Genomic DNA, 26744 nt, shown 5'->3' on the forward strand with positions numbered 1-26744 from the left:
TCTATTGATTTTTAAACCCGCCGTTTTTACCGGCGGGTTTTTTATTTAGAGCTTTCGGTTATGCGCCAACTGTTTTACCTTCCATATGTTAACGGTTTGATTTATTACCTTAGCCCCTTCCAAGACACCCTTGTACTGCATGAAAAAAATCAATCTGTTACTTACTATCCTGGCCGTAATTATATTTTCGGCTTGTTCTAAAAAATTGAAGCCGAGCCAGGTCACCAAAGATTTTTACACTACCCGCACCGATAGCCTAGTGGCCGTTATTGAGCAACAAACTGCTACAAGCCTAACGGATAGCGCAGGCGTTGCCATCCCGGCCGAATGGGTGGGTACCGTAAACTTTAACCTGCGTAAACCCAACTATGTAATTATACATTACACCGCGCAAGACTCTGTAGCGCAAACCATCCGCACGTTTAGCCTGGTGAAGCCACAGGTTAGTGCACATTATGTAATAAGTGGCAATGGCAAGATTTACCACATGCTTAACGATTATATGCGCGCCTGGCACGCCGGTGTAAGCAAGTGGGGTAATGTAACAGATATGAACAGCAGCTCGATAGGTATTGAACTGGATAATAAAGGTAATGTGCCTTTTACCGAAGCGCAAACCAAAAGCCTGATAACCCTGCTTGCTTATTTAAAAAGAACCTATAACATACCACAGGCTAACTTTATCGGTCACGGTGATATAGCCCCGGGCCGTAAGCCTGATCCTGGCATTTTGTTCCCATGGAAACGCCTTGCCGAAAAAGGCTTTGGATTTTGGCAGGACCCGGTAATTACCGAAGTGGCTCCTGCCGATTTCAATGCTGAGATTGCCCTTAAGCTTATAGGATATGATGTATCTAACCTGCCTGCCGCAATATCTGCCTTTAAACGCCACTTTGTGCAAATTGAAGACAGCCCGGTTTTAACACCTTGTGACTTGGATGTGTTGTTTAATGTTTACAGGAAGTATTAAGCCTTGTCTGCAGGGTGCAGTTAATAGTTATCAGTTGAAAATTTGTTATAAGGCATTTACGATAAATGGCTTGGTTAAATTTCGAAAACAAAAGCCGTTAGCAATAATTCTGATTACTGCTAACAGCTTACTAATAACTGCAAACTATTTCTTTACCCACCCATCTTTCAAAGTCACCGTTCTGTTGAACACCAACTTATCAGGGGTTGAGTTTTTATCTAATACAAAGTAACCTTTACGCATAAATTGCACGGGCTTGCACGGCGTTGCATTGGCCAGATCAGGCTCGATAAACACATTCGATAGCGCCTGTAAGCTGTTCGGATTAATGTAATCTTTAAAATCGCCGTCCTCGTTGCTTGGGTCCTCTACCTGGAAAAGTCGGTCGTATAAACGCACCTCTGCTGTTTTAGCATGTTCAACGCTAACCCAGTGAATGGTACCTTTAACGTTGATACCGCTGGTATCATTACCGGATTTTGACTCCGGGATATAAGTGGCGTGGATTTCGGTAATATTACCTTCTTCGTCCTTAACAATACTTTCTCCTTTAATGATATAAGCATTTTTTAAGCGCACCATTAAGCCTATACCAAGACGGAAGTATTTCTTGGTAGGGTTTTCCATAAAGTCGTCGCGCTCTATCCAAAGTTCGCGACCAAACGGGAACTCGCGGCTACCATCACCGTCTTCAGCTTCAGGATTGTTCTCCCCGCTGAATACATCGGTTTGCCCTTCCGGATAATTGTCGATGATCAATTTAACAGGATCAAGCACCGCCATACGTCGCCATGCCGTTTTGTTCAAATCCTCGCGGATGCAAAACTCAAGTAAACCAACGTCAATCATATTCTCGCGTTTGGCTACGCCGATACGTTCACAAAACTCACGGATGCTGGCTGGTGTGTAACCACGACGGCGCAAGCCGCTAATGGTTGGCATGCGTGGGTCGTCCCATCCGTCAACAAAACCATCGGTAACAAGTTGCAGCAATTTACGCTTGCTCATTACCGTATAATTCATATTTAAACGGGCAAATTCGTATTGCTTGCTCGGGAAAACTTCAAGCTGCTCAATAAACCATTCGTATAAAGGGCGGTGCGGTACAAACTCCAAAGTACATATCGAATGGGTAATTTGCTCGATAGCATCACTTTGGCCATGGGCAAAATCATACATCGGGTAAATGCACCACGCATCGCCGGTGCGGTGGTGGTGCGCATGCTTTATGCGATACATCAACGGATCGCGCAAGTGCATGTTTGGCGCGGCAAGGTCAAGCTTGGCTCGTAAAACTTTGGCACCATCCGGATACTTCCCGGCTTTCATATCCGCAAAAAGCTGCAGGTTTTCTTCAACAGATCGGCTGCGATACTGGTTAGGTGTCCCCGGCTCTGTAGGTGTACCTTTTTGTGCCGCGATTTCTTCGGCAGTGCTATCATCAACATAGGCCAGGCCTTTGCTTATCAGGGCAACGGCAAAGTCGTAAAGTTTATCAAAATAGTCGGAAGCATAAAGTTCCTGCGCCCATTCAAAACCCAGCCATTTTACATCTTCCTTTATGCTGTCAACATATTCAACATCTTCCTTTACTGGGTTGGTATCATCAAAGCGCAGGTTGGTTTGGCCGTTATACTTTTTTGCCAAACCAAAGTTAAGGCAGATAGATTTTGCATGGCCTATGTGCAGGTAACCGTTTGGCTCGGGCGGGAAACGGGTTAATACCCTACCGTTATTTTTACCCGAGGCTAAATCCTCTTCAACTATTTCTTCTATAAAGTTTAATGATCTTTCTTCGCTCATGATTGTGGCAAAAATAGCAAAATTTATTGTGTGATGGTTTAGATGAGCAAGGTAAGAATCGGCTATTGATGTTCTTAATACTACGTATTGACGCCGGCAATTGCTTTGTACCTGGCTATGACATATGGTTATGCCAAAATCCATACATTTACATAACAAACATATTTACCTATGCAATTTGAAAACATCCTGATCCAGAACAAGGGTCGCATACGCTATATAATCATTAACCGCGAAAGCAAACTTAACGCGCTTAACCAATTTACCCTTGCCGAACTACATGATGCATTTGCAGCAGCTTTTGAAGATGAAAGTGTAGGCGGCATTATTATTACAGGCGCCGGGAAAAAGGCCTTTGCCGCCGGTGCAGACATTGCCGAATTTGAAAAAATAGATATTGATGGTGGCCGCCAAATGGCACGCAACGCACAGCACAATGTTTTTAATTTTATTGTAAACAGCACTAAACCCGTTATAGCAGCCATAAATGGCTTTGCTTTGGGTGGCGGCTTAGAACTGGCCATGGCATGCCATTTACGCACTGCAGCTTTTAATGCAAAACTGGGCCTGCTCGAGGTTACACTTGGCCTAATACCTGGCTATGGAGGCACCCAACGGTTAACCCAATTAGTTGGCCGCGGCAAAGCACTCGAGTTGATTATGACAGCTGATATGATAACCGCCGGACAGGCTCTTGAAATTGGCCTGGTAAACAGTATAGCCGAACCGGATGAATTAATGCCGGAAACAGAAGCACTTTTAGAGCGTATCCTTACGCGTGCGCCATTGGCTATAGCCGCAGCAATAAAATGTGTTAATGCAACGGGTGACAGTGGGCAAAACGGCTTTGAAACCGAGATTGAAGCTTTTGCCGCCTGTTTTGGTACCGAAGATTTTGGCGAGGGTGTGGCTGCATTTATACAAAAGCGTAAACCACAATTTAAAGGAAAATAGTGCTTGTTCAGGACAACCTATTAGTTAGCTATGTTTTTTACAATCATTTGTGAGAAACTCAAGCTCGCTGAACAGGCAGTCAATGGAGTAAGACCTTATAATGTGACTTTAAAAAATCTTTTCTCAATGATTATTACACAATCCTGACTATAGTACTGATATAGTCAAAAAATAAAATACAGTCAATCAATCGATTAAATAAACCTTACAATTCGATGAAAAATTGAATGTGATTTGGTGCTTTACTTTGCGACGTGTTAAACAAAACACATTTTTTATAATATCATTTAATCATGAAAACATTAAAAATCGCAGCTTTAGTATTAGCCTTTGCAGGTTTATCAGTTGCAGCAAAAGCACAATCAACGTCAAGTACATCTACAACTACCAATGGCGGTATCCGTTACAGCATTGGTGTTGAAGCAGGCGTACCTACAGGTAACTTTAACAATGCATACAAGTGGAACCTCGGTGGATCATTACAAGCCGACATCCCCGTTGCTAACCAATTATTTGTTACTGTTAACGCTGGCTACAACAACGTATTTGGCGAAACTTTAAATGTTGCCGGCGGTAAAGTTGAAGTACCAAATGTTCAGTTAATTCCTGTTAAAGCAGGTTTAAAATTTTTCCCGGTATCTAATTTTTATGTACAGGGTGAAGCCGGTGCTGCTTTCTTGTTAAACAAATCTGATTTCTTTAATGATAAATCAGTAGCGTTTGTTTACGCACCGCAAATTGGTGTACAGTTCCCGGTAAGCGCAAGCGGCAATTTTATTGATGCCGGTGTACGTTATGAAGGTACTACCAAATACAGCAGTGCATTTAACGCCAGTAAAGTAAACTTTGTAGGTGTACGCGTTGCTTACGGTTTCTAAAAACTACTACCCTGCATCTCACAACAATTTGAAAATCGAAAAAGGAGGCATGTGCCTCCTTTTTTTATGCGTTGAAAGATGAACAAGCTGGCGTTACTAAATTGGTTTTATTTTGTGCAAATATTTGTACCTTACATCCCAAAATACACTACCGTTATACAGTTTGTGCGCTATGAAAAAAATTCTCATCATTGATGACGAAGTTAATGTTGGGCTTTTGCTGTCGAAGTTTTTGACACGCAATGGCTATGAGGTTGATACTGCTACAAACGGAGCCAGCGGGCTTGAGTACTTAAAGGCTAATACCTATAGCCTGGTGCTTTGCGACTTTAGGTTGGAAGATACTGATGGCCGCGAGATGCTGCGGAACATTAAAGCCCTTTATCCTACTACAGGTGTTATTATCATTACCGGCTACTCGGATATAAAAATGGCCGTTGAGCTGATTAAAATGGGCGCTTATGACTATATAACCAAGCCCCTTTACCCCGATGAAATATTAAACACCATAAACAAGGCCATTGAAACCCAATATGCCTTGCAGGAGCAAGCCGCCAGTATTGACCTTGCCGCCGATGAAAAGCCGCAGAAAGAAAATAAGAAACAAGTATTAAGCGCCGAGTTTGTTGCAGGTACCAGCCGTGCATCTAAAGAATTGTTGAGGCAGATTGAACTTGTATCACCAACCAATTATAGCGTAATTATATTGGGCGAAAGCGGAACCGGTAAAGAGTCGGTTGCCAAGAGCATACACCTAAACAGCCCAAGAGCCAATCAGCCGTTTATTGCAATGGACTGCGGATCATTAACCAAGGAGCTGGCTGCAAGCGAATTTTTTGGCCACGAAAAAGGCTCATTTACAGGCGCTTTCAGCACCAAAATTGGCCATTTCGAAATGGCGAATGGTGGTACGCTATTTCTTGATGAGGTAGGTAATTTATCATATGAGATACAAGCCGCTTTATTGCGCACCGTACAGGAGCGCAAAGTAAAACGTATAGGCAGCACCAAAGAAATTGACCTGGATGTGCGCATTATTATAGCTACTAATGAGAACTTGCAGGATGGTATAAGCAAGGGCCGTTTCCGTGAGGATTTGTACCACCGCTTTAACGAGTTTAGCATATACATGCCGCCATTGCGTGAGCGCGGAAATGATATTATGATGCTGGCCGAGCATTTCTTAAAAATAGCCAACCAGGAGCTCGACCGTAACGTCACATCATTCTCGCCCGAAGTAGTTGAATGTTTTATGAATTATCGCTGGCAGGGTAACATACGGGAGTTGAAGAACGTAGTCCGCAGGGCAACATTGTTAAGCGAGGGCAGCGAGATAAGCATGAAGGCACTTCCTTTAGAAATCTCAAACTTTAAACTAGCAGCTTTTGAGCCTTCTTCAGCGATAGCCTCATCGGCAAACGAAGTTAAGGAAGGGCCTAAGCACGACCTGAAGAACGCCGCACTTGGTGCCGAGCATGAGACTATTTTGCGTGTACTTCGCGAAGTTAACTTTAACAAAACCAAAGCAGCCGAGATACTTAATATTGACCGCAAAACGCTTTACAATAAAATGAAAGCTATTAATTTAAAATAGATGAGCAGCGTTGACTTAACAGATGCAAAACAGCTTAGCCTTTTTAAGCATGACCTGCGTAACCAGCTTTCAAATATCATGATGTCTTTGGAGGGTGTAAAATATGAAACCCGCAACAACGGCGGCGACATCGTATTTTACCTGCAAAACCTTACCGAATCGGCACAAAAGATCCAGGAACTTCTGGACAAGCTTGAATAGCATAATTTATGCATAAACAAACGTAAGCGCTAAACCTTTAAGCGCTTTTTTTGTTTGTATGCAACAGGGTAACCTTTTCACGGCCAATGTCAATTTTTAATTATAAGCAGCGCAACAACATAGTACTGGTAAGCATCATTGTGCTTGGTTGTTTCCTACTTTATGCGCTAAGTGAATTGTTTAGTTCCATATTAGGCGCTATAGTATTGTTTACCATCTTCAGGCCGTTTTTTGTTTGGATGGTTGAGAAGAAAGGTCTTAACGCCGCCCTGGCTGCAGTAATCATAATTTCAGTATCACTTATTGTAATTGTAATTCCGTTTTTGCTGCTCAGCATCATGGTAATCACCAAGATAGCCGGCATCAACAGGCAAAGCCTCCCTATTGACGAATGGCTCAACAAAATTGACACCTTTGCCGGCTCAAATTTAAACCAACCACACCTGGCCGAAGATACCATCGCAAAGCTGGGCACCTACGCTACCGACTTGTTCCCTTCAATTATAAGCAGCGCTGCCAACATCATACTCACCCTGCTGGTAATGTACTTCCTGCTTTACTTCATGTTTGTGCAGATGCGCGAGTTTGAAACCGGCCTGCTAAAATATGCCCCATTTAGGGAGCAGCATGCCTATAAATTCGCTACGGAACTGCGCAATTCCACCTACTCCAATGTATTAGGACAGGGTGTGATAGCCATTACACAAGGCGCGTTGTTAGCCAACGGTTTTTGGATATTTGGCATTCCCGATCCTATCTTTTGGGGCGTTATAGGTGCTTTTATTTCATTTTTACCGGTTGTTGGTGCGCCTACGCTATGTATTCCTGCCAGCATTATCATATTTGCTAACGGGCAAAAATGGCAGGGTGTTGTGCTGTTACTATACGGCATTTTGTTTATAGGCAATGTAGATAACGTGTTAAGGATGGTTATCAACCGCCGCATAGGCAATACCCACCCTATTATTTCAGTTATAGGTGTGTTTATTGGCCTACCCCTTTTTGGTATATTGGGACTGGTGTTTGGCCCGGTTTTATTATCGTATTTCTTATTATTGCTGGAGATTTACGAAACCAACCGCATGGCTGCCGACAGGCTGGAGCGTATACGCACCGGGCCAGATATGTAGGGATGCCGTTTTTAAACCAACGCTGTAAAACTTTTAAATTAAGTTGTAAACAGCTGATGTAAATGTTATTTAATAATTATAAAAACAAATATTCAACTTAAAAATTAATATAATATGAAAGATAACACAAAAGTGATTGTAGCATTGCTTGCAGGCGTAGCGGCAGGCGCAGCATTGGGCATATTATTTGCACCTGATAGCGGAACTGAAACCCGCGACAAACTTTCTGATTCATTAAAAAAACTTAGCGACACCATTAAGGAAACTGCTGCCAATGAAATTGACAACCTGGTTGGCTTAAAAGACAAGGTTGTTGAAAATATAAAAACAAAAGTACGTGGTGCCGAAGAAGAGTACCAGGACGATCTGGAACACGCCTAAAAAAAAACAGTTGCCGGTATAGGCAACAAACATCAACTATGGAACAAGAAAAAAAAGAAAGCGCTCGCCCTATAATCGAGCAAATAACGGAGTATGCCGAAACACGCTTTAAGCTGGTAAAGCTCGAAGTGATTGATCGCAGTACTTCAATAATAGCCGGTATTGTTACAGATATTGTTATTATACTGAGCTTAATACTTACCTTTTTATTTGCCAGCTTCACCCTGGCATTGTACCTGGGCGATGTTTTAGGCGCCAACTGGAAAGGCTTTGGCTGCATTGCTGCCTTCTATCTGCTTATAGCATTGGTAGTAATTTTTGCCAAAAACACTTTTGAAAGGCCTATTGTAAACGTACTTGTCAGAAAGTTATTTAAATAAGATAAATGGAACCATCAATCAAAAACATACACGATCTGAAAGTTGAAATAGGCCGCCTTAAAAACCTGACTGCTGAGCAAGGTATTGCTTTAAAAGCACGCTTTGCAGGGCCATCAGCTATTATGGCTACGGTTATGTCCATATTCCCACCTTCACCTACTGTTGACGGCATCAGGAATGCGGGTTTCTTTAAACAGGATTTCCTGGGTATGCTTTCAAGGTTTGTGCTGCCACTAACGCTTAACAAAACTTTGTTCCGAAACTCAAACTTTATTGTGAAAACCATTGTAGGTATCCTGTCGCAAAAAGCATCCGGCTACATCAGCGAGGAATCTGTAGGCGGTGTTTGGGATAAAGTTAAATCTGTATTTGGAAAGCTTACTAAAAAGAAGGAAGAAAAAATTGCAGTAGTAGTGCCTGTACCATTGGCAGCACCGGTTGCAGTGCCTGGCGAGCCATTGGGCTTGTAAAACTATAAACAAATTGGGTATTGTTGTGAAACAACGCCCGGAAAGGGATAACCTCATGTGAGGTATATCCCTTTCGCTTTTTATAACGCTCAGCAACAGTCGGCCTATCATCTAAAATTTATTTTATTTTTGCATTTTATATAAGTTATAGTGGGAAAAGATAAACTTAGGCGGTTTGCCGAGATAGAAACATTTGACAACGTTTTACAGCTTGACGCAGGTAAGCCTTACCAGGGCCAATGGGCAACAGGCTTTTTTAAAAATAACAATCCGGTAGTGCTTGAGCTTGCTTGCGGCAAAGGCGAATACACCGTTAACCTTGCACGCATGTTTCCCGATAAAAACTTTATTGGGATTGATTACAAGGGCAACCGTATTTGGCGGGGTGCCAAAACAGCTATTGAAGAGAACGTGCCCAATGTTGCTTTTTTGCGCATGCAGATAGAAAACCTGCGGGACTATTTTGCCCCTGGCGAAATTGATGAAATATGGATCACCTTCCCCGACCCTCAGCCGCAACTTAGCCGTGAGAAAAAGCGCCTCACATCACCAAGATTTACCGAGCAATACCGGTTGATCTTGAAACCGGGCGGTGCTGTTAACTTAAAAACCGATAACGATGGCCTGCATGCGTATACCTTCGAGAAAATTGAAGAACAGGGCTTTAATCTGCATATTAAAACCGAAGACCTTTACAAGTCGGAGTTTGCTGATGATGTGTTATCAATTAAAACATACTACGAGAAAAAATATCTTCAGCACAACAAAAACATCAATTACCTTAAATTCTCCTTTAAACACTAAATGGCCGAACGCAACTTTTATGATGATGTGTACGATGTTGTGCGGCAAATACCACCGGGCAGGGCAACGTCATACGGCGCTATTGCTGCCTACCTGGGCAGCAAGCAATCATCAAGGGTTGTGGGTTATGCCATGATGGCTTGTGGGAATGCTCAGCCACCTGTGCCTGCTCATAGGGTAGTTAATCGCCAGGGCTTGTTAACGGGCAAATTTCACTTTGGCGGCAATACAATGGAGCAACTCCTTGCATCGGAAGGCATAGCGGTAAAAGACAACCAAATCCAAAACTTTAAGGATGTTTTTTGGGATCCCGCTATAGAATTGGCGCTTTAAGAACATCGCGCTTACGGCTGTAGTCGCTAAAGATGGCGATGATAAACAGAAACACGCCAAAGCTTAAATAGAATGGCCTTGCACGATCGTCGTATTTAAAAAACGTAAACGCCAAAATAATGAGCACTATGCTTAAAACCAGCTCAATGATGCCATGCACTCTAAGCGGTATGCTCTTAAATACGCCAAAGCTGTAATTTGTTAATACGGTGAGCAACAAAAACGCTGTTGCAATACTATATACCAAGGGCATGGAGTGTGTTGGCATTGTGTATAGCGTAGGTGCGGCAAACAAAAACACTATCATAATATAATCAATAATGCCGTGGAGTTTTGGGCCTATCAGTTTCATTTAATAACAGTTACGTCGATGCGGCAAATTCAGCCGTACACACTAATAAAGTATTAAGCAAAGCTTTAGGTTTGACAGAGTGTACATAACCTTACAACTACAGGTGGTTTAGTCGTATTGCAACAGCTCCATCCGATTGCCGAATGGGTCTAAAAAAGCAAAACGTTTGCGGCCGGGTATGGGTACTTCATCAATAATTGTTACGCCACCAGTGTTGCTAAGTATGTTGAAAGCCTCATCAACATAGTCTACCACCAAAGCTGTATGCCTGATGGTGACTGGCAGCGGATCTTCCACGCCCAAGTGCAGTTCTATTTCGCCAGCAGTTAACCAATGGCCGGGGTGACCAAACAGATGGTTGGGGCGCTCGGCAACGTTAAAGCCTAATATTTCAGTATAAAATGCCAACGCTTCCTCAAGCTTCTCGGCAGGTACACATATATGAAAATGATCTACCCGCTTAGGCCTGATCATGGCTATGCTGGGCAAATGTAAGCACGTAGTTATTATTGTCTAATATGGTAAACTCGGTAGCCCCGTAAAAAGTAGTCTCCAAACCCTTCAAAATGGTTACCTTATCTTTCACCTGCTCAAACAAGCTGTTTATATCATCTACACTGATATAAAGCAATAAGGAGCCACCGCTGGTACGGCTAATTTGCGGCAGGTCGTCGCCAAGGCTTTCCATGCTTTGCAGCATTATGGATACGCCGCCATTGTTAAGCATTGCCCATACAAGAGGGCCGCTACCATCGTCAGGCACTGTCATTTGGGTTTCAAAGCCAAGTATCTTATAAAAATCTATAGTAGCATTTACGTCGTTTACAAATATATTGGGCGATAGGCTTTGCATAATTAGGGTTGTTATTGTTTTCCAAATATATAGTTAAATCGTTACGCCGATATTTTAACCTTCATAAAAATTTACGGCGATTACTGGTAGTTTTGTGGTAGTACAAAGCAAATACTTATGGGACAATTAATAAATGATTTTGAAGCCTATCGTACCAGGATGAACGACAGGATAATGGAAACCGCAAATACCAATATTAAACGCTTTTTTTCACTGGATACCACTACCTACGCCGATGGTGCACTGGATGTAAAAACAAAAGAGATGCTTGGGCTAGTTGCATCAATGGTGCTGCGTTGTGATGATTGCATTAAGTATCATCTGGGTAAATGCCACGAAGCCGGGGTTAAGCACGATGAGATGAACGAAGTATTTATGATAGCCAACCTTGTTGGTGGCTCTATAGTTATACCACACTACCGTAGGGCGGTTGAGTATTGGGACGAACTGAATGAGCTTAGCAGCGCACAGTAGCTAAATGACAGTAAATTAAATTTAAAAATATGCCAACTGCAAAATCAAACCCTAATGCTGAAAAGCAACGTTGCTCCTGGTGCGGAACCGACCCGCTTTACATGGAATACCACGATAAAGAATGGGGGAAGGTAACACACGATGACAAAGTATTTTTTGAGTTTTTAACGCTTGAGGCAGCACAGGCAGGTTTAAGCTGGATTACCATACTGCGCCGCAGGGAAAATTACAGCAAGGCTTTTGCAGGGTTTGATGTTAAAAAGGTGGCCGACTTTGATGAAAATGATGTTGAGCGCCTGAAGAATGATGAGGGTATAATTCGTAATAAGCTAAAGATCAACTCGGCAATAAAAAACGCACAGCTATTTATTGATGTGCAGCAGGAATTTGGCTCATTCAACAATTACCTATACACCTTTATGCCCAACGGTGAGCCCATAACCGAGTATACAGGCCCGCATGTAAGCACGCCCGAATCTGACGCCATAAGCAAGGACATGAAAAAGCGCGGCTTTAAGTTTTTTGGCACTACCATTTGCTATGCCTTTATGCAGGCCACAGGCATGGTTAACGACCATGTTCCGGATTGCGATTTTAGATGAATTGATCACGCTGATTGCTGAAATGATTGCGACGATATCCAATTGATACTTTACGCATCAACATAAATTGTATTTTTGAAAAAGCGGGTAGATAGTTAACTGTACAAGTCTTATCGGTGTAATCTCCTCGTAATCTGTGAAATCATAAACAACATGAAGAAACTGTTTCTATTGGATGGCATGGCCCTTATGTACAGGGCGCATTTCGCGTTAAGCAAATCCCCTCGTTTTACATCGGGTGGTGTAAATACATCGGCAGTAATGGGTTTTACCAATACCCTGCTGGATGTGCTTAAAAAAGAAAAGCCTACACACATGGCCGTGGTGTTTGACACAGATGCCCCAACAGAACGCCATACCGACTATGAAGCCTACAAAGCGCATCGTGAAGCAATGCCGGAGGATCTTTCAAAAGCGATGCCTTATGTTATAAAACTGATACTGGGTTTCAACATTCCGGTAATTACTTCAGATGGCTACGAGGCCGACGACATTATAGGCACCCTTGCCAAAAAAGCCGAGAAAAAAGGGTACCAGGTTTATTGCATGACACCCGATAAAGACTTTGCCCAGCTTGTATCTGAAAACATATTCATTTATAAACCTGCCCGCATGGGTAACGACATGGAAATACTTGGCGTTAAAGAGGTTTGCGCCAAATGGGAGGTTGAACGCGTAGAGCAGGTAATTGACATTTTGGGCCTTTGGGGCGATGCGGTAGATAATATACCGGGCATACCCGGCATTGGCGAAAAAACAGCCAAGGCACTTATAAAACAGTACGGTTCTGTTGAAAACATTATAGCCCACAGCCATGAGTTGAAAGGCAAACAGCGCGAAAACGTTGAGAATTTTGCAGAGCAGGGTATGCTGTCAAAAAAACTGGCAACTATTCTGCTTGATGTTCCGGTTGAACTGGACGAAGCCGGCCTTGAGATATGCGCGCCAAGTAAAGATTTGCTGGAGCCACTATTTGCCGAACTGGAGTTTCGTACCCTTGGTCGCCGGGTGTTTGGCGACGACTTTAGCATTACAGAGTTAAAAGCTGTTAGCGTACAAACAGATCTGTTTGGCTCACCCACTGCCGATGGCCGCACAACACTTACTGTTGACGTTAGCGATATTGCCACCGCAGATCTGCCCATTGCAGGTAAAAACATTGGCAATGTGGAGCATACTTATCACCTTGCCGATACACCCGAACTGCGTGCAGAATTAATAGCGCATTTACAGCAACAAAAAAACTTTTGCTTTGATACCGAAACTACCGGTACCGACGCCAATCATTGCGAGCTGGTGGGCCTGTCGTTCGCAACCAAAGCGCACGAAGGTTGGTATGTACCTGTACCCGCCGATGAAGAGCAAACCAAAGCCATTGTTGCCGAATTTAAAGCGGTGTTCGAAAATGCAGCCATCAGCAAAACCGGGCAAAACCTGAAGTTTGATATCTTGATGCTGAAATGGTATGATGTGGAGATTAAAGGCGACTTGTTTGATACCATGATGGCGCATTATATCATCGACCCGGACACCCGCCATAATATGGATATTCTGTCAGAAAATTACCTGGGTTACAAGCCTGTTTCCATCACTGAACTTATTGGGCCAAAGGGTAAAAACCAGGGCAATATGCGCGATGTGGAGATAGAAAAGATCAAGGAATATGCTGCCGAGGATGCCGACGTTACCCTGCAGCTTTGGGAAGTTTTTGAACCGAAGATAAAGGAAGCCGGTGCCGAAAAGCTGCTGCACGAAGTAGAAAACCCTTTGATATATGTATTGGCAGATGTAGAACACGAAGGTGTTAAAATTGATAATGAAACGCTTAAAGAGTTTTCAAAAGAGCTCGAGACAGATATAGCCCGTTTGGAAAAAACGGTTTATGAAAAAGCAGGTGTTAGCTTTAACATAGCATCGCCGAAACAATTGGGCGAAGTGTTGTTCGAGAAACTCATGCTAGACCCAAAAGCAAAAAAAACCAAAACCGGCCAGTATCAAACCGGCGAGGATGTTTTACTTGCCCTGGCCAACAAAAGCGATATTGTTAGGGACATACTTGATTTTCGACAATTGCAAAAGTTAAAGTCTACCTACGTTGATGCTTTGCCGACGATGGTAAACCCAAAGACAGGACGCGTGCATACCAGCTACAACCAGGCAGTTGCCGCAACAGGCAGGTTAAGTTCAACTAATCCTAACCTGCAAAATATACCTATCCGTACCGAGCGTGGACGGGAAGTACGGAAGGCCTTTATTCCGCGCGATGAAAACCACACCATTGTATCTGCCGATTATTCGCAGATAGAACTGCGCATTATTGCCGAGATCAGTAAAGATCCAAATATGCGCCAGGCTTTTATTGATAATGTGGATATTCATACCGCCACTGCTGCAAAGGTGTACGGTGTTGCCATTGAAGATGTTGATAGTACACAACGTCGTAATGCCAAGGCAGTAAACTTTGGTATCATCTACGGACAATCTGCGTTTGGATTATCGCAAAACCTGGGTATACCACGTAAGGAGGCTGCGGAAATCATCGAAAATTACTTTATACAATATCCCGGCATAAAAAACTACATGGCCGACACCATGAACTTTGCCCGAGAGAACGGTTACGTAACTACGCTGATGGGCCGTCGACGTTACCTGCGCGATATCAACTCCGCCAATGCAACTGTGCGTGGCTTTGCCGAACGAAATGCCATTAATGCACCTATACAAGGCTCGGCTGCAGATATGATCAAGATTGCCATGATCAATATCCACAAGGAGTTTAAGGCACTTAGGCTTGATGCCCGCATGACGATGCAAGTACATGATGAGTTGGTGTTTGATGTACCAAACCACGAGATAGAGATAGTGAAACCCATCATCCTTGACAAGATGAAGAACGCTATTAAGACCGAGGTACCCATTATGGTAGAGATAGGAACCGGGTTGAATTGGTTAGAAGCGCATTGATGGGATGAAATACGTTTGCCTTTTGATAATAAGTATGTTATTGGGTTGTAACCAACCTAACAAAAAGGCTATATCAAAAAAAGCTATTGGTAATAAAACAGATTCGTTACGTGCGATAAAACGAAGGGAAATTGAAAAAAAATGGCTGGCTGATAGTTTAAAAAATGAAAAAGTTGTTACCGATGTGATAGCGTTTATAAAAACAAGGCAAATCAAGAGTTTTGATAAGATTATCCGGATATGGAAAGATACATCCATATCGGCATATGTTAAAGTTGGTCATCTTTTTTCAAAAAAACTTAAACATATTTTTATCAGAACTCATGCTGGTTGGAAATTAACAATCTATGTTTATCGCTTGGATAATTTAAAAAGGGAAATAACCGATGATTGGTCAGATTTAACTTATATAGGAGATGAGATTAAAGATATAAACGGTGATGGTTTAAAAGACCTGTCAATTAATTGGTACCCTTCTTCAGGGTGTTGCGCGCGTAATAACTTCCACATATACCTTTATACCGAATCCGACAAATTCACTAAATACTTCGACTTTATTAATCCGACGTTTTATCCAAACGAAAGCTGATTCGTGGTGTCGAATACAGCCATCCGGGCGAAGTTCCATTATACAAGTACAAATGGAACGGTTTAAGACTGGACACAATTGAGTATATCTACCCTGCCGATACAATCAAGAAAAAATTTTACAGAGTTAAGCATTATGGGGATGAAGACAACCCTAAAAAGCGGCAGGAATTATCAACCGTACCAAATGAATACCACAATGTAATAGGTTATGATTGGTTTATGGATTATTGACTACCTATTAAGTCAAAGCTATACCATACATACACAGGAAATGAGTTTTTATTATTTTAAATGAGGCAGGCATAGGCTTTTTAAAATTGAACGCTCGATTCACCCAAATCCCCCTAATTCATTAATTGTAAGCAAGCTGCGCTTTCACTTAAATAATTGCAGTTTTTTAAACACATTTTTAGGATTATCTGTTTGTTTATACGGGGTATAGTTTGCTAACTTACCCCTTATATAACCCCAAATGAGAGTATTCCATTTAAGTGCCGAATGTTACCCCATTGCTAAGGTTGGCGGGTTGGCCGATGTGGTTGGCGCCTTACCAAAATATCAAAACGAAGCCGGCTTAAATGCTGCCGTTGTGATGCCTTTTTATAACCGCAAATTTGTTCACGAAAACCAATTCGATCTTGTTTTCCAGGGCACTACCCTATTGGGTACAAGGCGTATATATTTTGAGATCATAAAAGAAAAAACCAATAAACTTGGCTTTGAGCTTTTCATGATCAAAATTCCGGGCCTGCTGGATCGTGAAAATATTTACAGCTACCCTGATGAACGCGACCAGTTCCTGGCTTTTCAGATCTGTTTTCTCGACTGGATAAACTGGAGCGGACAAACGCCTGATATTGTGCATTGCCACGACCATCACGCGGGCCTGGTGCCGTTTTTAATGTATCATAGCGCACTTTACCGCAGGTTGGCACACATACCAACTGTGTTTACCATACACAACGGCCAGTATCATGGTGCGTTTGGATGGGGCGAATTAAGCAAACTGCCCGAGGTTGACTTTTACAAAACAGGCATGCTCGAGTGGAGCGGCGGCATTAATCCGCTTGCTTCAGCCGTAAAGTGCTGTTGGAAATTCACCACGGTTTCGCCAAACTACCTACGCGAACTTACATGGAGTTCCAACGGCCTCGAATACCTTTTCTACCTCGAACGATTTAAAGGTTATGGCATTGTAAACGGCATTGATACCGAGGTTTGGAACACTGCTACAGATCCAATGTTGCCTGCCAAATTCACCTCAACAACGGTAACCAAAGGCAAGCAAAAAAATAAAGAAATATTGTGCGAAAGGTTTGGCCTCGCTGCCGATAAACCCTTGATAGCATTTATAGGCCGGCTGGTAGTTGAAAAGGGTGCAGACTTACTGCCCGAAGCTATTGAACGCAGCCTGCGCACACATGGCGACAGCGTTAACTTTTTATTGCTCGGCGCCGGCGATGCCGAAACAGAAAATGCCCTGCAGCATTTAAAAACCTTATTTCCGCAAAATTGTAATGTATTTATTGGGTATGACGAAGCTTTGGCGCACCTGATATATGCCGGGGCCGATTTTCTGTTGATGCCGTCGCGGGTGGAGCCATGCGGACTTAACCAATTATATGCTATACGCTATGGTACTGTGCCGATCGTAAGGTCGACAGGAGGGCTGAAAGATACCGTAATTGATTTTGGCGATGATGGCGGATACGGCATACGTTTTGAACAAGCTAATGCTGATGATATTTACGCATCAATAAACCGGGCAGTTGTAGTATATCAAGACAGTAAAAAAATGCTGCAGTTACGTAAAAAAATGATGGCCCTTGATTTTTCGTGGCAGCAATCGGCCCAAGAATATATAAACCTCTATGAAAGCTTAACCTCCTAAATTATGACATCTAAAGTAATCAGCATTGTACTGGGTGGCGGCCAGGGTAGCCGTTTGGCACCATTAACGCTTACCCGCTCCAAACCGGCAGTACCAATTGCTGGTAAATACCGCCTGGTTGATATACCTATTTCAAACTGTTTGCACTCGGGTATCGACCGTATATTCGTGCTTACGCAGTTTAACTCGGCATCGCTAAACAAACACATCAAAAACACCTATCACTTTGGCACTTTCAGTACCGCCTTTGTTGATATACTTGCTGCCGAGCAAACGCCAACAAGTGCGGGCTGGTTCCAGGGCACTGCCGATGCTGTTAGGCAAAGCTTGCACCACCTTGCCGTGCATGAGTTTGATTATGTATTGATCCTCTCCGGCGACCAGCTGTACCAGATGGACTTTGCAGAAATGATGCAACAGCACATTGATAAGGGTGCTGATATTTCAATTGCAACCATACCTGTTGATGCTGCAGATGTACCCGGCTTTGGCATCCTAAAAACGGATAGCGAAAGCATGATTACGTCATTTATCGAAAAGCCAAAATCAAATTTTGAAAGCTGGGCATCAGAGGTTAGCGATGAAATGAAGCAACAGGGCCGTGTTTACCTTGCATCAATGGGTATCTATATCTTTAACCGTAAGCTGCTTTACGATTTGCTTGAAAGCAATGACTATCCGGACTTCGGCAAGGAGATCATTCCGCAATCTATAGAAGGACATAAGGTACTGAGTTACCAATACGAAGGTTATTGGACCGATATCGGAACCATCCCATCTTTCTTTGAGGCTAACCTTGGGCTTACTGATGATATCCCTAAGTTCAACCTGTTCGATAAAAACTACATCTATACACGTGCGCGCATGTTGCCGCCTACCAAAGTGTCATCAACCAGGTTTGAGAAGTCGATCATTGCTGATGGTTGCATTATTAACGCGAAGATCATTAAACATTCGCTAATTGGTATCCGTACCCGTATAGGCTTTAATACCGAAATAGAAAGCTGTTATGTAATGGGGAGTGATAATTACCAAACCCTTGAAGAAATTGATGAGGCCAGGAAAAACCACTTGCCAATTATGGGCATTGGCGATAACTGCTGCATCAAAAATGCTATCATAGATAAAAACACATACATAGGCGACAATGTAACCATCAATTGCGCCGGAACCTTGCCTGATGGCGACTACCCGACATACACCGTGGTAGACGGTATTGTGATTATTAAAAAACGTGCAGTTATCCCAAGCGGCACCGTAATTTAATTTTTAAGATATCGAAACAAACCGTGAGTTAATTGGCTTATTATTTTAACCAATAAACTAAAACTAATTAGCCATGAAAAAAACGCTGTGTATGGTCGCCGTAGCTGCGATCTCTTTCGGAAGCATTAACGCTTACGCGGTAAACCCGTTGCAAACCCAACAGGATACAACTAAGAAGAAGATGGACAAGAAAAAGATGAAAAAGAAAAAAATGATGAAGGACACTTCAATGATGAAAAAAGACACCATGAAGATGTAGTAAATCATTACTAAGCAAAAAGCCCCTTTTAAACTATTTGAAAGGGGCTTTTTGCTTTAAGGCTATAAACTACAAGTCGAGCGCCTCACCTATTGCGGGCAACTTAAGATTGAGGCCCGCCTTTAAAAACTTCTCTTTAACCTCGTTTTTATCGATGGCAATAACCGGGAATGAATCATAATGCACACCGATTATGTTTTTACAGTTGATGAATGCTGCTGCTTTTATAGCGTCGTCCGCACCCATGGTGTAGTTGTCGCCGATTGGCAAAAACGCCCATTCGATGTTTTCGTCGGCCAGTAACTTCATATCATAAGTTAATGCAGTATCGCCGGCAAAGTAAATTGTTTTACTTTCCGAGTATATCACAAAGCCTGCCGGGTTTCCGCCTGGGCTACCGTCTGGCAAGGTGCTTGAGTGTACGGCATTAACCATTTTAACCCGGCCAAAATCAAAATTAAAGCCACCGCCAATGTTCATGCCATGCACGTTTTCAATTCCTTGCTTAACCAACCAATCAGCAATTTCGGCTATACAAATTACTTTGGCGCCGCTGCTTTTCGCTATGGTAACCAGGTCGGCAACGTGGTCGCCATGGCCATGAGATACCAGGATGTAATCCGGCTTCAGGCTATTAACATCAATATTTTTCGCCAGTTCATTTGGCGTGATAAACGGATCGAACAATAATTTCTTACCGTCAGCAACCAACTCGATAGTTGATTGGCCATAATATGTAACTTTCATAGAGTTTGTTTTTTTAGTACAATAGACCTTACCAAAACAGTGCCGATATGTAGCTTAATTAGCGAGACACCTTAGTATGATGCCTTACGCTTATTTGCCGAACAAGCCGCCCATGCCGCCAAACATAGCGCTGGTCATGGCTGCCATTTCACTTTGGCTCACGTTTTCGGCCTGCTCCATTGCTTTGTTTACAGCAATAACTAAAAGCTCTTCTAATTCTTCCTTGTCAGCCTCTTTAAGAAAGCTTTCATCAATAGTTACCGATTGCACGGCTTTATTAGCATTTGCCTGCACGGTAATTTTACCACCTTCTGCAGTGCCGGTTACGGTAATTGCATCCAGTCTCTTTTTTATCTCGCCAGCCTTTTGCTGGGCTTCCATTAGTTTGTCGAACATATCAATTTTGGTTATTGGTTGATTAGTTAAATAGTGAGTGGTTCTAACCAATTAACTACTCACTCAATCAACTACTCTCTATTTTTAATCTTCCGCTGTATCGCCGGCGCCGTTGTAGGCTCCTTTGCGCACTACCGGCATACCTGTCATTTTAAACAGATCGTCGAGGTGCAGCAGGCTGCCGTTTACCATATTACCCAACAAAACAATGGTAACATCGTTTTTCATATCACGCAAATAAATATGCCTGAAGCCGTGCCACCAACCAGTGTGGTACACTACCTTTTGGCCCGGGCTTTCAAATATTCGCCAGCCGTAACCGTAGTTAAAGTGCCCGCGTATCATTGGGTTACGGCCGGTATATGCCGAGTCTTGCGTGGCGGGTTTAATTAAACGCCCTGCCTTAAGCGCCTGGTCGAAAAGGAACAGGTCGCCAACGGTGCTGTAAATACCTTTATCGCCAACCGGGCCATCCAAAAAGTTTTGGGCTACAGAGTATTTCCAGCTATTGCGGTCATGCCCAACAACATCGGCAGGAATCTTGTCATAAACGGCTTTTGAATAAACAGCTGTATGCGCCATACCAGCCGGTTTAAATACATGTTCTTTCATGTAATCGGCATAGGTTTGGCCGGTAACCTTTTCAATAATGGCGCCCAGCACCATAAAGTTACTATTGTTGTATAAAAAGCTTGCGTTAGGCTTATTAAACCTGGCGGGTTTGTATTGGGCTATCAAATCCATAACCTCTTTATTTGTCAGGCCTTTCTTTTGGTTTAGATGCTGGGTGCGGTATATGTTATCGATGAAATAAACATAGTTCATCATACCCGAACGATGCGTAAGTAACAACCGGATAGTTACCCCCTCGTATGGAAAATTCGGAAAGTATTTACGCACATCATCATCAAGCTTAATTTTGCCCTGCTCCCAAAGCTGCATAATGGCAGTACCCGTCATGGTTTTGGTTACAGATGCCAACTCAAATTGCGAAGCTAATGTTAGGCTATCGCGGGTTAAGTGGTTAGCCCACCCAAATGCCTTTTCATAAATAATTTTGCCTTTTTTAGCTACCAAAACGTTACCGTTAAAGTTGCTTACCTTGTGCAAATGCTCCATAAAAGCATCAATTTTCTTATCCTCGTCCTTAGGGTTGTACTTTAAAAGTTCGGCCGGGTTAAAAGGCTTACCATTATCGGCTTCACCTTGTTTATTTTCGCCTTTTTTTGACGAGCACGAAGTAATGACAAGTAACGAAAAAACGAAGGTAATAGCAGTTGAAAACACTGGCTTCATAGGTAAAAAATACATCACTAAAACAGAGGGCGAAAATTAGAAATTATATAGCAGGTATAAGATTAAATTTTAACTAATGTTTCAACAAATTTAAAAAGCGCATACTTTTAACCATGAATTTATTTATCCGTGTATTAACAGCTTTAAGTTGTTTGATTTTAAGCATTGGCGCATTGGCGCAAAGCGCACCAAACGATCCTGTTAAAGAAGGGCAGCAATTAACTGCAGCTAAAAAATATGCAGAGGCCATTGAAAAGTATAAGGCCGCACTTACAGCCGAGCCTACTAATGCAAATGCTAATTATCAAATGGCCTACGCGCTTTACTTAAGTGGCAAAGGCGCAAGTGGGATACCCTACCTCGATAAAGCAGTAAAAGGCAATACAAGCCCACAATTTATCGCGGGCGCCTACAGCTTACTGGGCAGTATTTACAGTAGCAATAAACAACTGCCATTAGCTATTGAGGCCTATAAAAACGGCATTAAAGAAGATACTGCCAATAAGCGTATCTATTACAATCTGGGAATAGTTTATTATCGAAGCAAACTTTACAACGATGCCCAACAAACCTTGCTGAAGGCATTGCAACTCGATAACCACTACACAGATGCCCAGCGCATGTATGCCTTAGCCGCCTTTCATCAAAATAAACGGGTTGATGCCGTATTAGGCTTTTGCAGGTTCTTACAATTGGAACCCAATACAACCCGAAGCGCTGAAGCTTTTGGCAATTTGCAGGCTATTTTACAGGGTGGCGCCTTAAAACCCGAGCAGGGCTATCGGCCTGATGCTGCAACAAAGCTGGCTGCCAACTGGCAAATGCAACTGGTTGGCAAAGCACTATTAGGCTTCGCCACCCGCAGATATGCCTCGCCTACCGATTTATTAACAGCCCAACTAAAAGCCGTATTTGAGGCGGCAGCGAACGATAATAAATACAAGTATGCGTTTGCAAATTACTACAAGGCGTTATCCCAGTCGGACAACGTGGAAGCATTTGCACGCATCATAAGCCTGAAAGCAATTCCGGAAAATCAAAAATGGCTTGATAGTAATCGGGACAAAAAGTTGTCGTATGAGGACTGGATGAAATCGACAGCGGTGACACTTTAATATCGGGCGGGTTTACACCGAGCCAATAACTTCATTGTATTAATTTTATAGCAACTGGCTTTAAACCACATAAAAGCCTAAATTTGCCACGCTAAAACATACTATCATTATGAGTTTCAGAACAGAACATGATACCATGGGAGCGGTACAGGTACCGGCCGACAAATATTGGGGCGCACAAACAGAACGCTCGCGTAATAATTTTAGAATTGGCCCCGAGGCATCAATGCCAAAGGAAATCATTGATGCTTTTGCTTATTTAAAGAAAGCTGCTGCATATACCAATACAGATTTGGGTGTTTTGCCAGCCGACAAACGCGACCTTATTGCTGCCGTTTGTGACGAAATATTAACCGGTGCTTTAGACAGCGAATTTCCGCTTGTTATATGGCAAACCGGCTCGGGCACACAATCAAACATGAACGTGAACGAGGTGGTGGCTAACCGTGCGCACGTTTTACAGGGTAACAAATTAGGCGAAGGCAAGACCTTTATCCACCCTAATGATGATGTAAATAAATCACAATCATCAAACGATACTTACCCTACGGCTATGCACATTGCTGCATACAAAATACTAATTGATGTTACCATCCCGGGTATCGAAAAACTGCGTGATACCCTACAGGTTAAAAGCGAAGAATTTAAAACCGTTGTTAAAATTGGCCGTACCCACCTGATGGACGCTACGCCTTTAACTTTGGGCCAGGAGTTTTCGGGCTATGTATCGCAACTAAACCATGGCCTTAAAGCCCTGCGCAATACCTTAGACCACCTGAGCGAGCTTGCACTTGGTGGCACAGCTGTAGGTACAGGCATTAACACGCCGCAAGGTTATGATGTTAAAGTGGCCGAATACATTGCACAATTTACTAATCTGCCATTTATAACTGCCGAGAACAAATTTGAAGCTTTGGCAGCGCATGATGCTATTGTTGAGAGCCACGGTGCCCTTAAACAAATTGCCGTTTCTTTAATGAAGATAGCTAATGATATCCGTATGCTGGCTTCTGGACCGCGTTCTGGTATTGGCGAAATTCATATACCTGATAACGAACCGGGTTCATCTATTATGCCGGGTAAAGTTAACCCTACCCAAAATGAGGCAGTTACCATGGTGGCTGCACAAGTTATGGGTAATGATGTTGCCATATCAATAGGCGGCTCAAACGGCCATTACGAGCTTAACGTATTTAAGCCGGTTATGGCTGCAAATTTCCTGCAATCGGCCCGTTTGATTGGGGATGCCTGCGTGTCGTTTAACGATCATTGCGCTACAGGTATCCAGCCGAACTACGATGGTATTAAAAAACACCTCGAAAATTCGCTGATGCTGGTTACGGCACTTAACCCGCACATTGGTTATGATAATGCTGCCAAAATTGCTAAAACAGCGTTGAAAGAAAATAAATCGTTACGTGAAGCGGCTATTGGTTTAGGCTTACTAACCAACGAGCAGTTTGACGAGTGGGTGCGCCCCGAAAACATGATTGGAAGTTTGAAATAACAAAATCGTATAAAACCCCTCTCCACAAAACGGAGAGGGGCTTTTTTATTGCTATGCAAAATTTTTCACGTTTAAATCTTTCCATTTCAAACCACAAAAAAACTTTAAGCTTTCTGCTTTTAGCTTTCTGCTTAAGCGCTTGCAAATTCAACCCCAACATGCAAGGCAGCGGTCAAGCTTATTTGCAGGGCGAATGGCTGCAGGACACCTCTGCTCTGCAAAAGAGGCTGGTAACTTATTCGTTATATAACCTTAAGTTCACTTGCGACTCGTTTTTTGTAGGCATGCAATCATACACATCTGTTAACCACGGCGACGACTCCTGCGTTGTAAACGGCAGATGGGCCGAATACGCCAAGGGTGTGTACGAGCAAAAGAACGATACTATCCATTTAAAGGGCTTATTCAGCAATGCCAACGGATCATACAAAGTACCTAACGGCTGTTTCCGGTCGGGTGTTTATGAAGAGTTTTTTAAGGTGAGCAAGCTCACCGACTCTACTTTGCGGTTCAGCCCAACATCAAGCGTAATTCCATTCAATACACATTTAGTAAAAAGATATACCTGTAATCCAAAACCATTGTAATTATGAAATTTTCATTATTAAAAAAACTATTTCTGGGCGTAGCCATGATGTACCTGCCCCTGCAAAGCATGGCCTGGGGCACTAACGGCCACCGCATAAGCGGGCAAATTGCTGATAGCTACCTTACCCCAAAGGCCCGCGCAGCTATAAAAGCATTACTTGGCGATGAATCACTTGCTATGGCCAGCAATTGGGCGGATTTTATTAAATCGGACCCTAAGTATAATTATCTGTATAACTGGCATTTCATTGACTTCGACAAAAAGTATGAGTATGCAGAATTACAGGCTTTTTTAAAACAGGACACTGCTGTTGACGCTTACACAAAGCTCAACTACTTAGTAGGCGAATTAAAAAAGAAAAACCTACCGAAAGAGAACAAATTGCTGGCGCTTAGGATGCTTATACACATTGTAGAAGATGTGCACCAACCATTACACACGGGCCACACTAATGATAAGGGTGGTAACGACGTTAAAGTTAACTGGTATAAAAACGAAACAAACCTTCACTCAATCTGGGATTCTCAGTTAATAGATGCACAGCAACTAAGCTTTACTGAGTACGTAGCCTGGATTAATCACACCACTGTTGCGCAACGTACGGAGTGGCAAAAAGCGCCGATCAGCCAATGGTTATATGAGTCGAACCAGCTTGCCGAAAAAATTTACAGCGAGGTAAAAACCGGTGATAATATCAACACTTTCAAATACACATTCAATCACATAGCTGAGCTTAATACTCAATTGCTTAAAGGTGGCGTTCGCCTGGCAGGTTTATTGAACCAGATATTTGCATAATTTTTAGATAAGAGGCAGAAAGCAAAGCTCCCAGGGCATGGTTGCTTTAACTTTCTGCCTTTTCGTTTTAAGCTTTAATATATGAAGATCTTAATGGTTTGTCTGGGCAACATCTGCCGCTCCCCGCTGGCCGAAGGCATTATGCAGCACCTTGCAGATGAAGCAGGTTTAAATTGGCAGGTCGACTCGGCCGGTACTGGCAAATGGCACATTGGTCAGTCGCCGGATATGCGCTCTATTAAAGCCGCCCGCGATCAGGGTGTTGATATAAGCAAACAGGTTTGCAGACTTTTTACCGTGGCCGACTTTGATGAGTTTGACCTGATATTGGTAATGGACAAGAGCAACCTGGGTAATGTACGTGATATGGCACGCAATGATGCCGACCGTAAAAAAGTGAAGCTGCTTTTAGGCAATGACATTGTACCCGATCCATATTATGACGATGAATTGTTTGCGCCTGTTTTTAAATTAATTGAAGCCGGTTGTAAGGAAATTATAAAGCAGTATGCTTAAACTTGCTTAAATCCGTTTTATAATCATGAAGAAATTATTGTCAACCCTGGTGCTGCTTATTGTTGTTGTTGCAGCACAAGCCCAAAATGCCGGCATAGATAAAATTGCAGATGCCTATTTAGCTGTAAAAGATGCCCTTGTTGCAAGCAACGCAACGCTTGCAAAAAGCCGTGCAAAAGATTTATCTAATGCGCTAAAAGCTCCCGCAAAAGGTTTGCAGCCTGCTCAACAAAAGCTGTTATCTACATACGCCGGCAAGTTAAAGGCAGGCAGCCTTCGTATAAGCCAAACCAATTCTATCGACAGCCAGCGTACACAATTTGAAGATTTATCAAAAAACATGTACAGCCTGCTATCGGGCCTAAAACTTAACAAGGCGCCGCTATACCAGCAGTACTGCCCCATGAAAAAAGCATCATGGTTAAGTAAGGATGAAGATATACGCAACCCTTATTACGGCGATGATATGCTGGAGTGCGGAAAAGTTACCGCAACTATTAAAGGAAAGTAAAAACGATGTCCTTGCAGCGATAGCGAAGCAATCTCGTCGCTTGGCAGCAGATACGATGAGATCGCTACGTCACTACACTCCTCGCGATGACATAAAACATAAAACAAAAGGCCACGCAA

The 26744-nt window shown here is 42.8% G+C and carries 31 protein-coding genes; 24 read left to right on the top strand and 7 right to left on the bottom strand.

Annotated features, from left to right (window positions below):
* Window positions 1-139 precede the first annotated feature (139 nt).
* Entirely contained in the window at window positions 140-970 is an 831-nt protein-coding gene (locus FPZ43_RS07390; RefSeq protein WP_146381232.1) for an N-acetylmuramoyl-L-alanine amidase, read from the top strand.
* 144 nt (window positions 971-1114) lie between these two features.
* Here FPZ43_RS07390 and FPZ43_RS07395 read toward each other — a convergent pair whose 3' ends face one another.
* A complete protein-coding gene (locus FPZ43_RS07395; protein ID WP_186461778.1) occupies window positions 1115-2773 on the bottom strand; it encodes a glutamine--tRNA ligase/YqeY domain fusion protein in 1659 nt (552 codons plus the stop codon).
* A gap of 171 nt (window positions 2774-2944) precedes the next feature.
* On the opposite strand from FPZ43_RS07395, the gene FPZ43_RS07400 reads away from it, so the two are divergent.
* From FPZ43_RS07400 to FPZ43_RS07445, 10 genes are all read left to right on the top strand, one after another.
* Complete coding sequence (locus FPZ43_RS07400; RefSeq protein WP_146381233.1) at window positions 2945-3727, top strand: enoyl-CoA hydratase/isomerase family protein; 783 nt, start codon at window positions 2945-2947, stop codon at window positions 3725-3727.
* Between the two features lie 293 nt (window positions 3728-4020).
* Window positions 4021-4605 (top strand): outer membrane beta-barrel protein, encoded by a 585-nt coding sequence (locus FPZ43_RS07405; protein WP_146381234.1) that lies wholly within the window; start codon window positions 4021-4023, stop codon window positions 4603-4605.
* A gap of 172 nt (window positions 4606-4777) precedes the next feature.
* Window positions 4778-6199: a sigma-54-dependent transcriptional regulator gene (locus FPZ43_RS07410; RefSeq protein ID WP_146381235.1), complete on the top strand. Its 1422-nt coding sequence runs from the start codon at window positions 4778-4780 to the stop codon at window positions 6197-6199.
* Window positions 6200-6400: a hypothetical protein gene (locus tag FPZ43_RS07415; RefSeq protein ID WP_146381236.1), complete on the top strand. Its 201-nt coding sequence runs from the start codon at window positions 6200-6202 to the stop codon at window positions 6398-6400. It begins immediately after the preceding gene.
* A gap of 86 nt (window positions 6401-6486) precedes the next feature.
* A complete protein-coding gene (locus FPZ43_RS07420; protein ID WP_146381237.1) occupies window positions 6487-7530 on the top strand; it encodes an AI-2E family transporter in 1044 nt (347 codons plus the stop codon).
* A gap of 114 nt (window positions 7531-7644) precedes the next feature.
* The gene (locus FPZ43_RS07425; RefSeq protein WP_146381238.1) at window positions 7645-7911 is read left to right on the top strand and encodes a YtxH domain-containing protein; all 267 of its coding nucleotides are present in this window, start codon (window positions 7645-7647) and stop codon (window positions 7909-7911) included.
* A 38-nt stretch (window positions 7912-7949) separates the two neighbouring features.
* The gene (locus FPZ43_RS07430) at window positions 7950-8291 is read left to right on the top strand and encodes a phage holin family protein (protein ID WP_146381239.1); all 342 of its coding nucleotides are present in this window, start codon (window positions 7950-7952) and stop codon (window positions 8289-8291) included.
* A gap of 5 nt (window positions 8292-8296) precedes the next feature.
* Complete coding sequence (locus tag FPZ43_RS07435; protein ID WP_146381240.1) at window positions 8297-8761, top strand: hypothetical protein; 465 nt, start codon at window positions 8297-8299, stop codon at window positions 8759-8761.
* 150 nt (window positions 8762-8911) lie between these two features.
* Entirely contained in the window at window positions 8912-9565 is a 654-nt protein-coding gene (trmB, locus tag FPZ43_RS07440; protein ID WP_146381241.1) for a tRNA (guanosine(46)-N7)-methyltransferase TrmB, read from the top strand.
* On the top strand, window positions 9566-9898 hold the full coding sequence (locus FPZ43_RS07445; RefSeq protein ID WP_146381242.1) for an MGMT family protein: 333 nt from the start codon (window positions 9566-9568) through the stop codon (window positions 9896-9898).
* Here the strand turns inward: FPZ43_RS07445 and FPZ43_RS07450 are convergent.
* From FPZ43_RS07450 to FPZ43_RS07460, 3 genes are all read right to left on the bottom strand, one after another.
* Complete coding sequence (locus FPZ43_RS07450; protein ID WP_146381243.1) at window positions 9879-10250, bottom strand: hypothetical protein; 372 nt, start codon at window positions 10248-10250, stop codon at window positions 9879-9881. The two genes, FPZ43_RS07445 and FPZ43_RS07450, sit on opposite strands and share 20 nt — an antisense overlap.
* A 108-nt stretch (window positions 10251-10358) precedes the next feature.
* On the bottom strand, window positions 10359-10724 hold the full coding sequence (locus FPZ43_RS07455) for a VOC family protein (protein ID WP_146381244.1): 366 nt from the start codon (window positions 10722-10724) through the stop codon (window positions 10359-10361).
* On the bottom strand, window positions 10711-11103 hold the full coding sequence (locus FPZ43_RS07460; protein WP_146381245.1) for a VOC family protein: 393 nt from the start codon (window positions 11101-11103) through the stop codon (window positions 10711-10713). Before FPZ43_RS07460 ends, FPZ43_RS07455 begins: the two co-directional genes overlap by 14 nt.
* A gap of 117 nt (window positions 11104-11220) precedes the next feature.
* Between FPZ43_RS07460 and FPZ43_RS07465 the strand changes: the two genes are divergently transcribed.
* The 7 genes from FPZ43_RS07465 to FPZ43_RS07495 all read left to right on the top strand — a co-directional run bounded on the left by FPZ43_RS07465 (window position 11221) and on the right by FPZ43_RS07495 (window position 19150).
* Window positions 11221-11577, top strand: a complete 357-nt coding sequence (locus FPZ43_RS07465; protein ID WP_146381246.1) for a carboxymuconolactone decarboxylase family protein — start codon at window positions 11221-11223, stop codon at window positions 11575-11577.
* A gap of 29 nt (window positions 11578-11606) precedes the next feature.
* The gene (locus tag FPZ43_RS07470; RefSeq protein WP_146381247.1) at window positions 11607-12179 is read left to right on the top strand and encodes a DNA-3-methyladenine glycosylase I; all 573 of its coding nucleotides are present in this window, start codon (window positions 11607-11609) and stop codon (window positions 12177-12179) included.
* Window positions 12180-12332: 153 nt separating this feature from the next.
* Window positions 12333-15143 (top strand): DNA polymerase I, encoded by a 2811-nt coding sequence (gene polA / locus FPZ43_RS07475; protein WP_146381248.1) that lies wholly within the window; start codon window positions 12333-12335, stop codon window positions 15141-15143.
* A 40-nt stretch (window positions 15144-15183) separates the two neighbouring features.
* The gene (locus FPZ43_RS07480; RefSeq protein WP_146381249.1) at window positions 15184-15732 is read left to right on the top strand and encodes a hypothetical protein; all 549 of its coding nucleotides are present in this window, start codon (window positions 15184-15186) and stop codon (window positions 15730-15732) included.
* Between the two features lie 474 nt (window positions 15733-16206).
* Window positions 16207-17625, top strand: a complete 1419-nt coding sequence (locus FPZ43_RS07485) for a glycogen synthase (protein ID WP_146381250.1) — start codon at window positions 16207-16209, stop codon at window positions 17623-17625.
* A gap of 3 nt (window positions 17626-17628) precedes the next feature.
* Window positions 17629-18891, top strand: a complete 1263-nt coding sequence (locus FPZ43_RS07490) for a glucose-1-phosphate adenylyltransferase (RefSeq protein WP_146381251.1) — start codon at window positions 17629-17631, stop codon at window positions 18889-18891.
* 73 nt (window positions 18892-18964) lie between these two features.
* A complete protein-coding gene (locus FPZ43_RS07495; RefSeq protein WP_146381252.1) occupies window positions 18965-19150 on the top strand; it encodes a hypothetical protein in 186 nt (61 codons plus the stop codon).
* A gap of 69 nt (window positions 19151-19219) precedes the next feature.
* Here FPZ43_RS07495 and FPZ43_RS07500 read toward each other — a convergent pair whose 3' ends face one another.
* From FPZ43_RS07500 to FPZ43_RS07510, 3 genes are all read right to left on the bottom strand, one after another.
* A complete protein-coding gene (locus FPZ43_RS07500) occupies window positions 19220-19897 on the bottom strand; it encodes a metal-dependent hydrolase (protein WP_146381253.1) in 678 nt (225 codons plus the stop codon).
* 90 nt (window positions 19898-19987) lie between these two features.
* Window positions 19988-20293, bottom strand: a complete 306-nt coding sequence (locus tag FPZ43_RS07505) for a YbaB/EbfC family nucleoid-associated protein (protein ID WP_146381254.1) — start codon at window positions 20291-20293, stop codon at window positions 19988-19990.
* An 84-nt stretch (window positions 20294-20377) separates the two neighbouring features.
* Window positions 20378-21589 carry a serine hydrolase domain-containing protein gene (locus FPZ43_RS07510; RefSeq protein WP_146381255.1) on the bottom strand — a complete coding sequence of 404 codons (1212 nt, stop codon included), beginning with the start codon at window positions 21587-21589 and terminating at the stop codon, window positions 20378-20380.
* 113 nt (window positions 21590-21702) lie between these two features.
* On the opposite strand from FPZ43_RS07510, the gene FPZ43_RS07515 reads away from it, so the two are divergent.
* The 6 genes from FPZ43_RS07515 to FPZ43_RS07540 all read left to right on the top strand — a co-directional run bounded on the left by FPZ43_RS07515 (window position 21703) and on the right by FPZ43_RS07540 (window position 26625).
* A complete protein-coding gene (locus FPZ43_RS07515; RefSeq protein ID WP_146381256.1) occupies window positions 21703-22704 on the top strand; it encodes a tetratricopeptide repeat protein in 1002 nt (333 codons plus the stop codon).
* 109 nt (window positions 22705-22813) lie between these two features.
* A complete protein-coding gene (fumC, locus tag FPZ43_RS07520; protein WP_146381257.1) occupies window positions 22814-24211 on the top strand; it encodes a class II fumarate hydratase in 1398 nt (465 codons plus the stop codon).
* A gap of 158 nt (window positions 24212-24369) precedes the next feature.
* On the top strand, window positions 24370-24798 hold the full coding sequence (locus tag FPZ43_RS07525) for a fumarate hydratase (protein WP_146381258.1): 429 nt from the start codon (window positions 24370-24372) through the stop codon (window positions 24796-24798).
* A 2-nt stretch (window positions 24799-24800) separates the two neighbouring features.
* The gene (locus tag FPZ43_RS07530) at window positions 24801-25598 is read left to right on the top strand and encodes a S1/P1 nuclease (RefSeq protein ID WP_146381259.1); all 798 of its coding nucleotides are present in this window, start codon (window positions 24801-24803) and stop codon (window positions 25596-25598) included.
* A gap of 81 nt (window positions 25599-25679) precedes the next feature.
* Window positions 25680-26114, top strand: a complete 435-nt coding sequence (locus FPZ43_RS07535; protein ID WP_146381260.1) for a low molecular weight protein-tyrosine-phosphatase — start codon at window positions 25680-25682, stop codon at window positions 26112-26114.
* A 25-nt stretch (window positions 26115-26139) separates the two neighbouring features.
* A complete protein-coding gene (locus FPZ43_RS07540; protein ID WP_146381261.1) occupies window positions 26140-26625 on the top strand; it encodes a DUF3347 domain-containing protein in 486 nt (161 codons plus the stop codon).
* Window positions 26626-26744 lie beyond the last annotated feature (119 nt).

The organism is Mucilaginibacter pallidiroseus (assembly GCF_007846085.1).
Taxonomy (GTDB): Bacteria; Bacteroidota; Bacteroidia; order Sphingobacteriales; family Sphingobacteriaceae; genus Mucilaginibacter; species Mucilaginibacter pallidiroseus.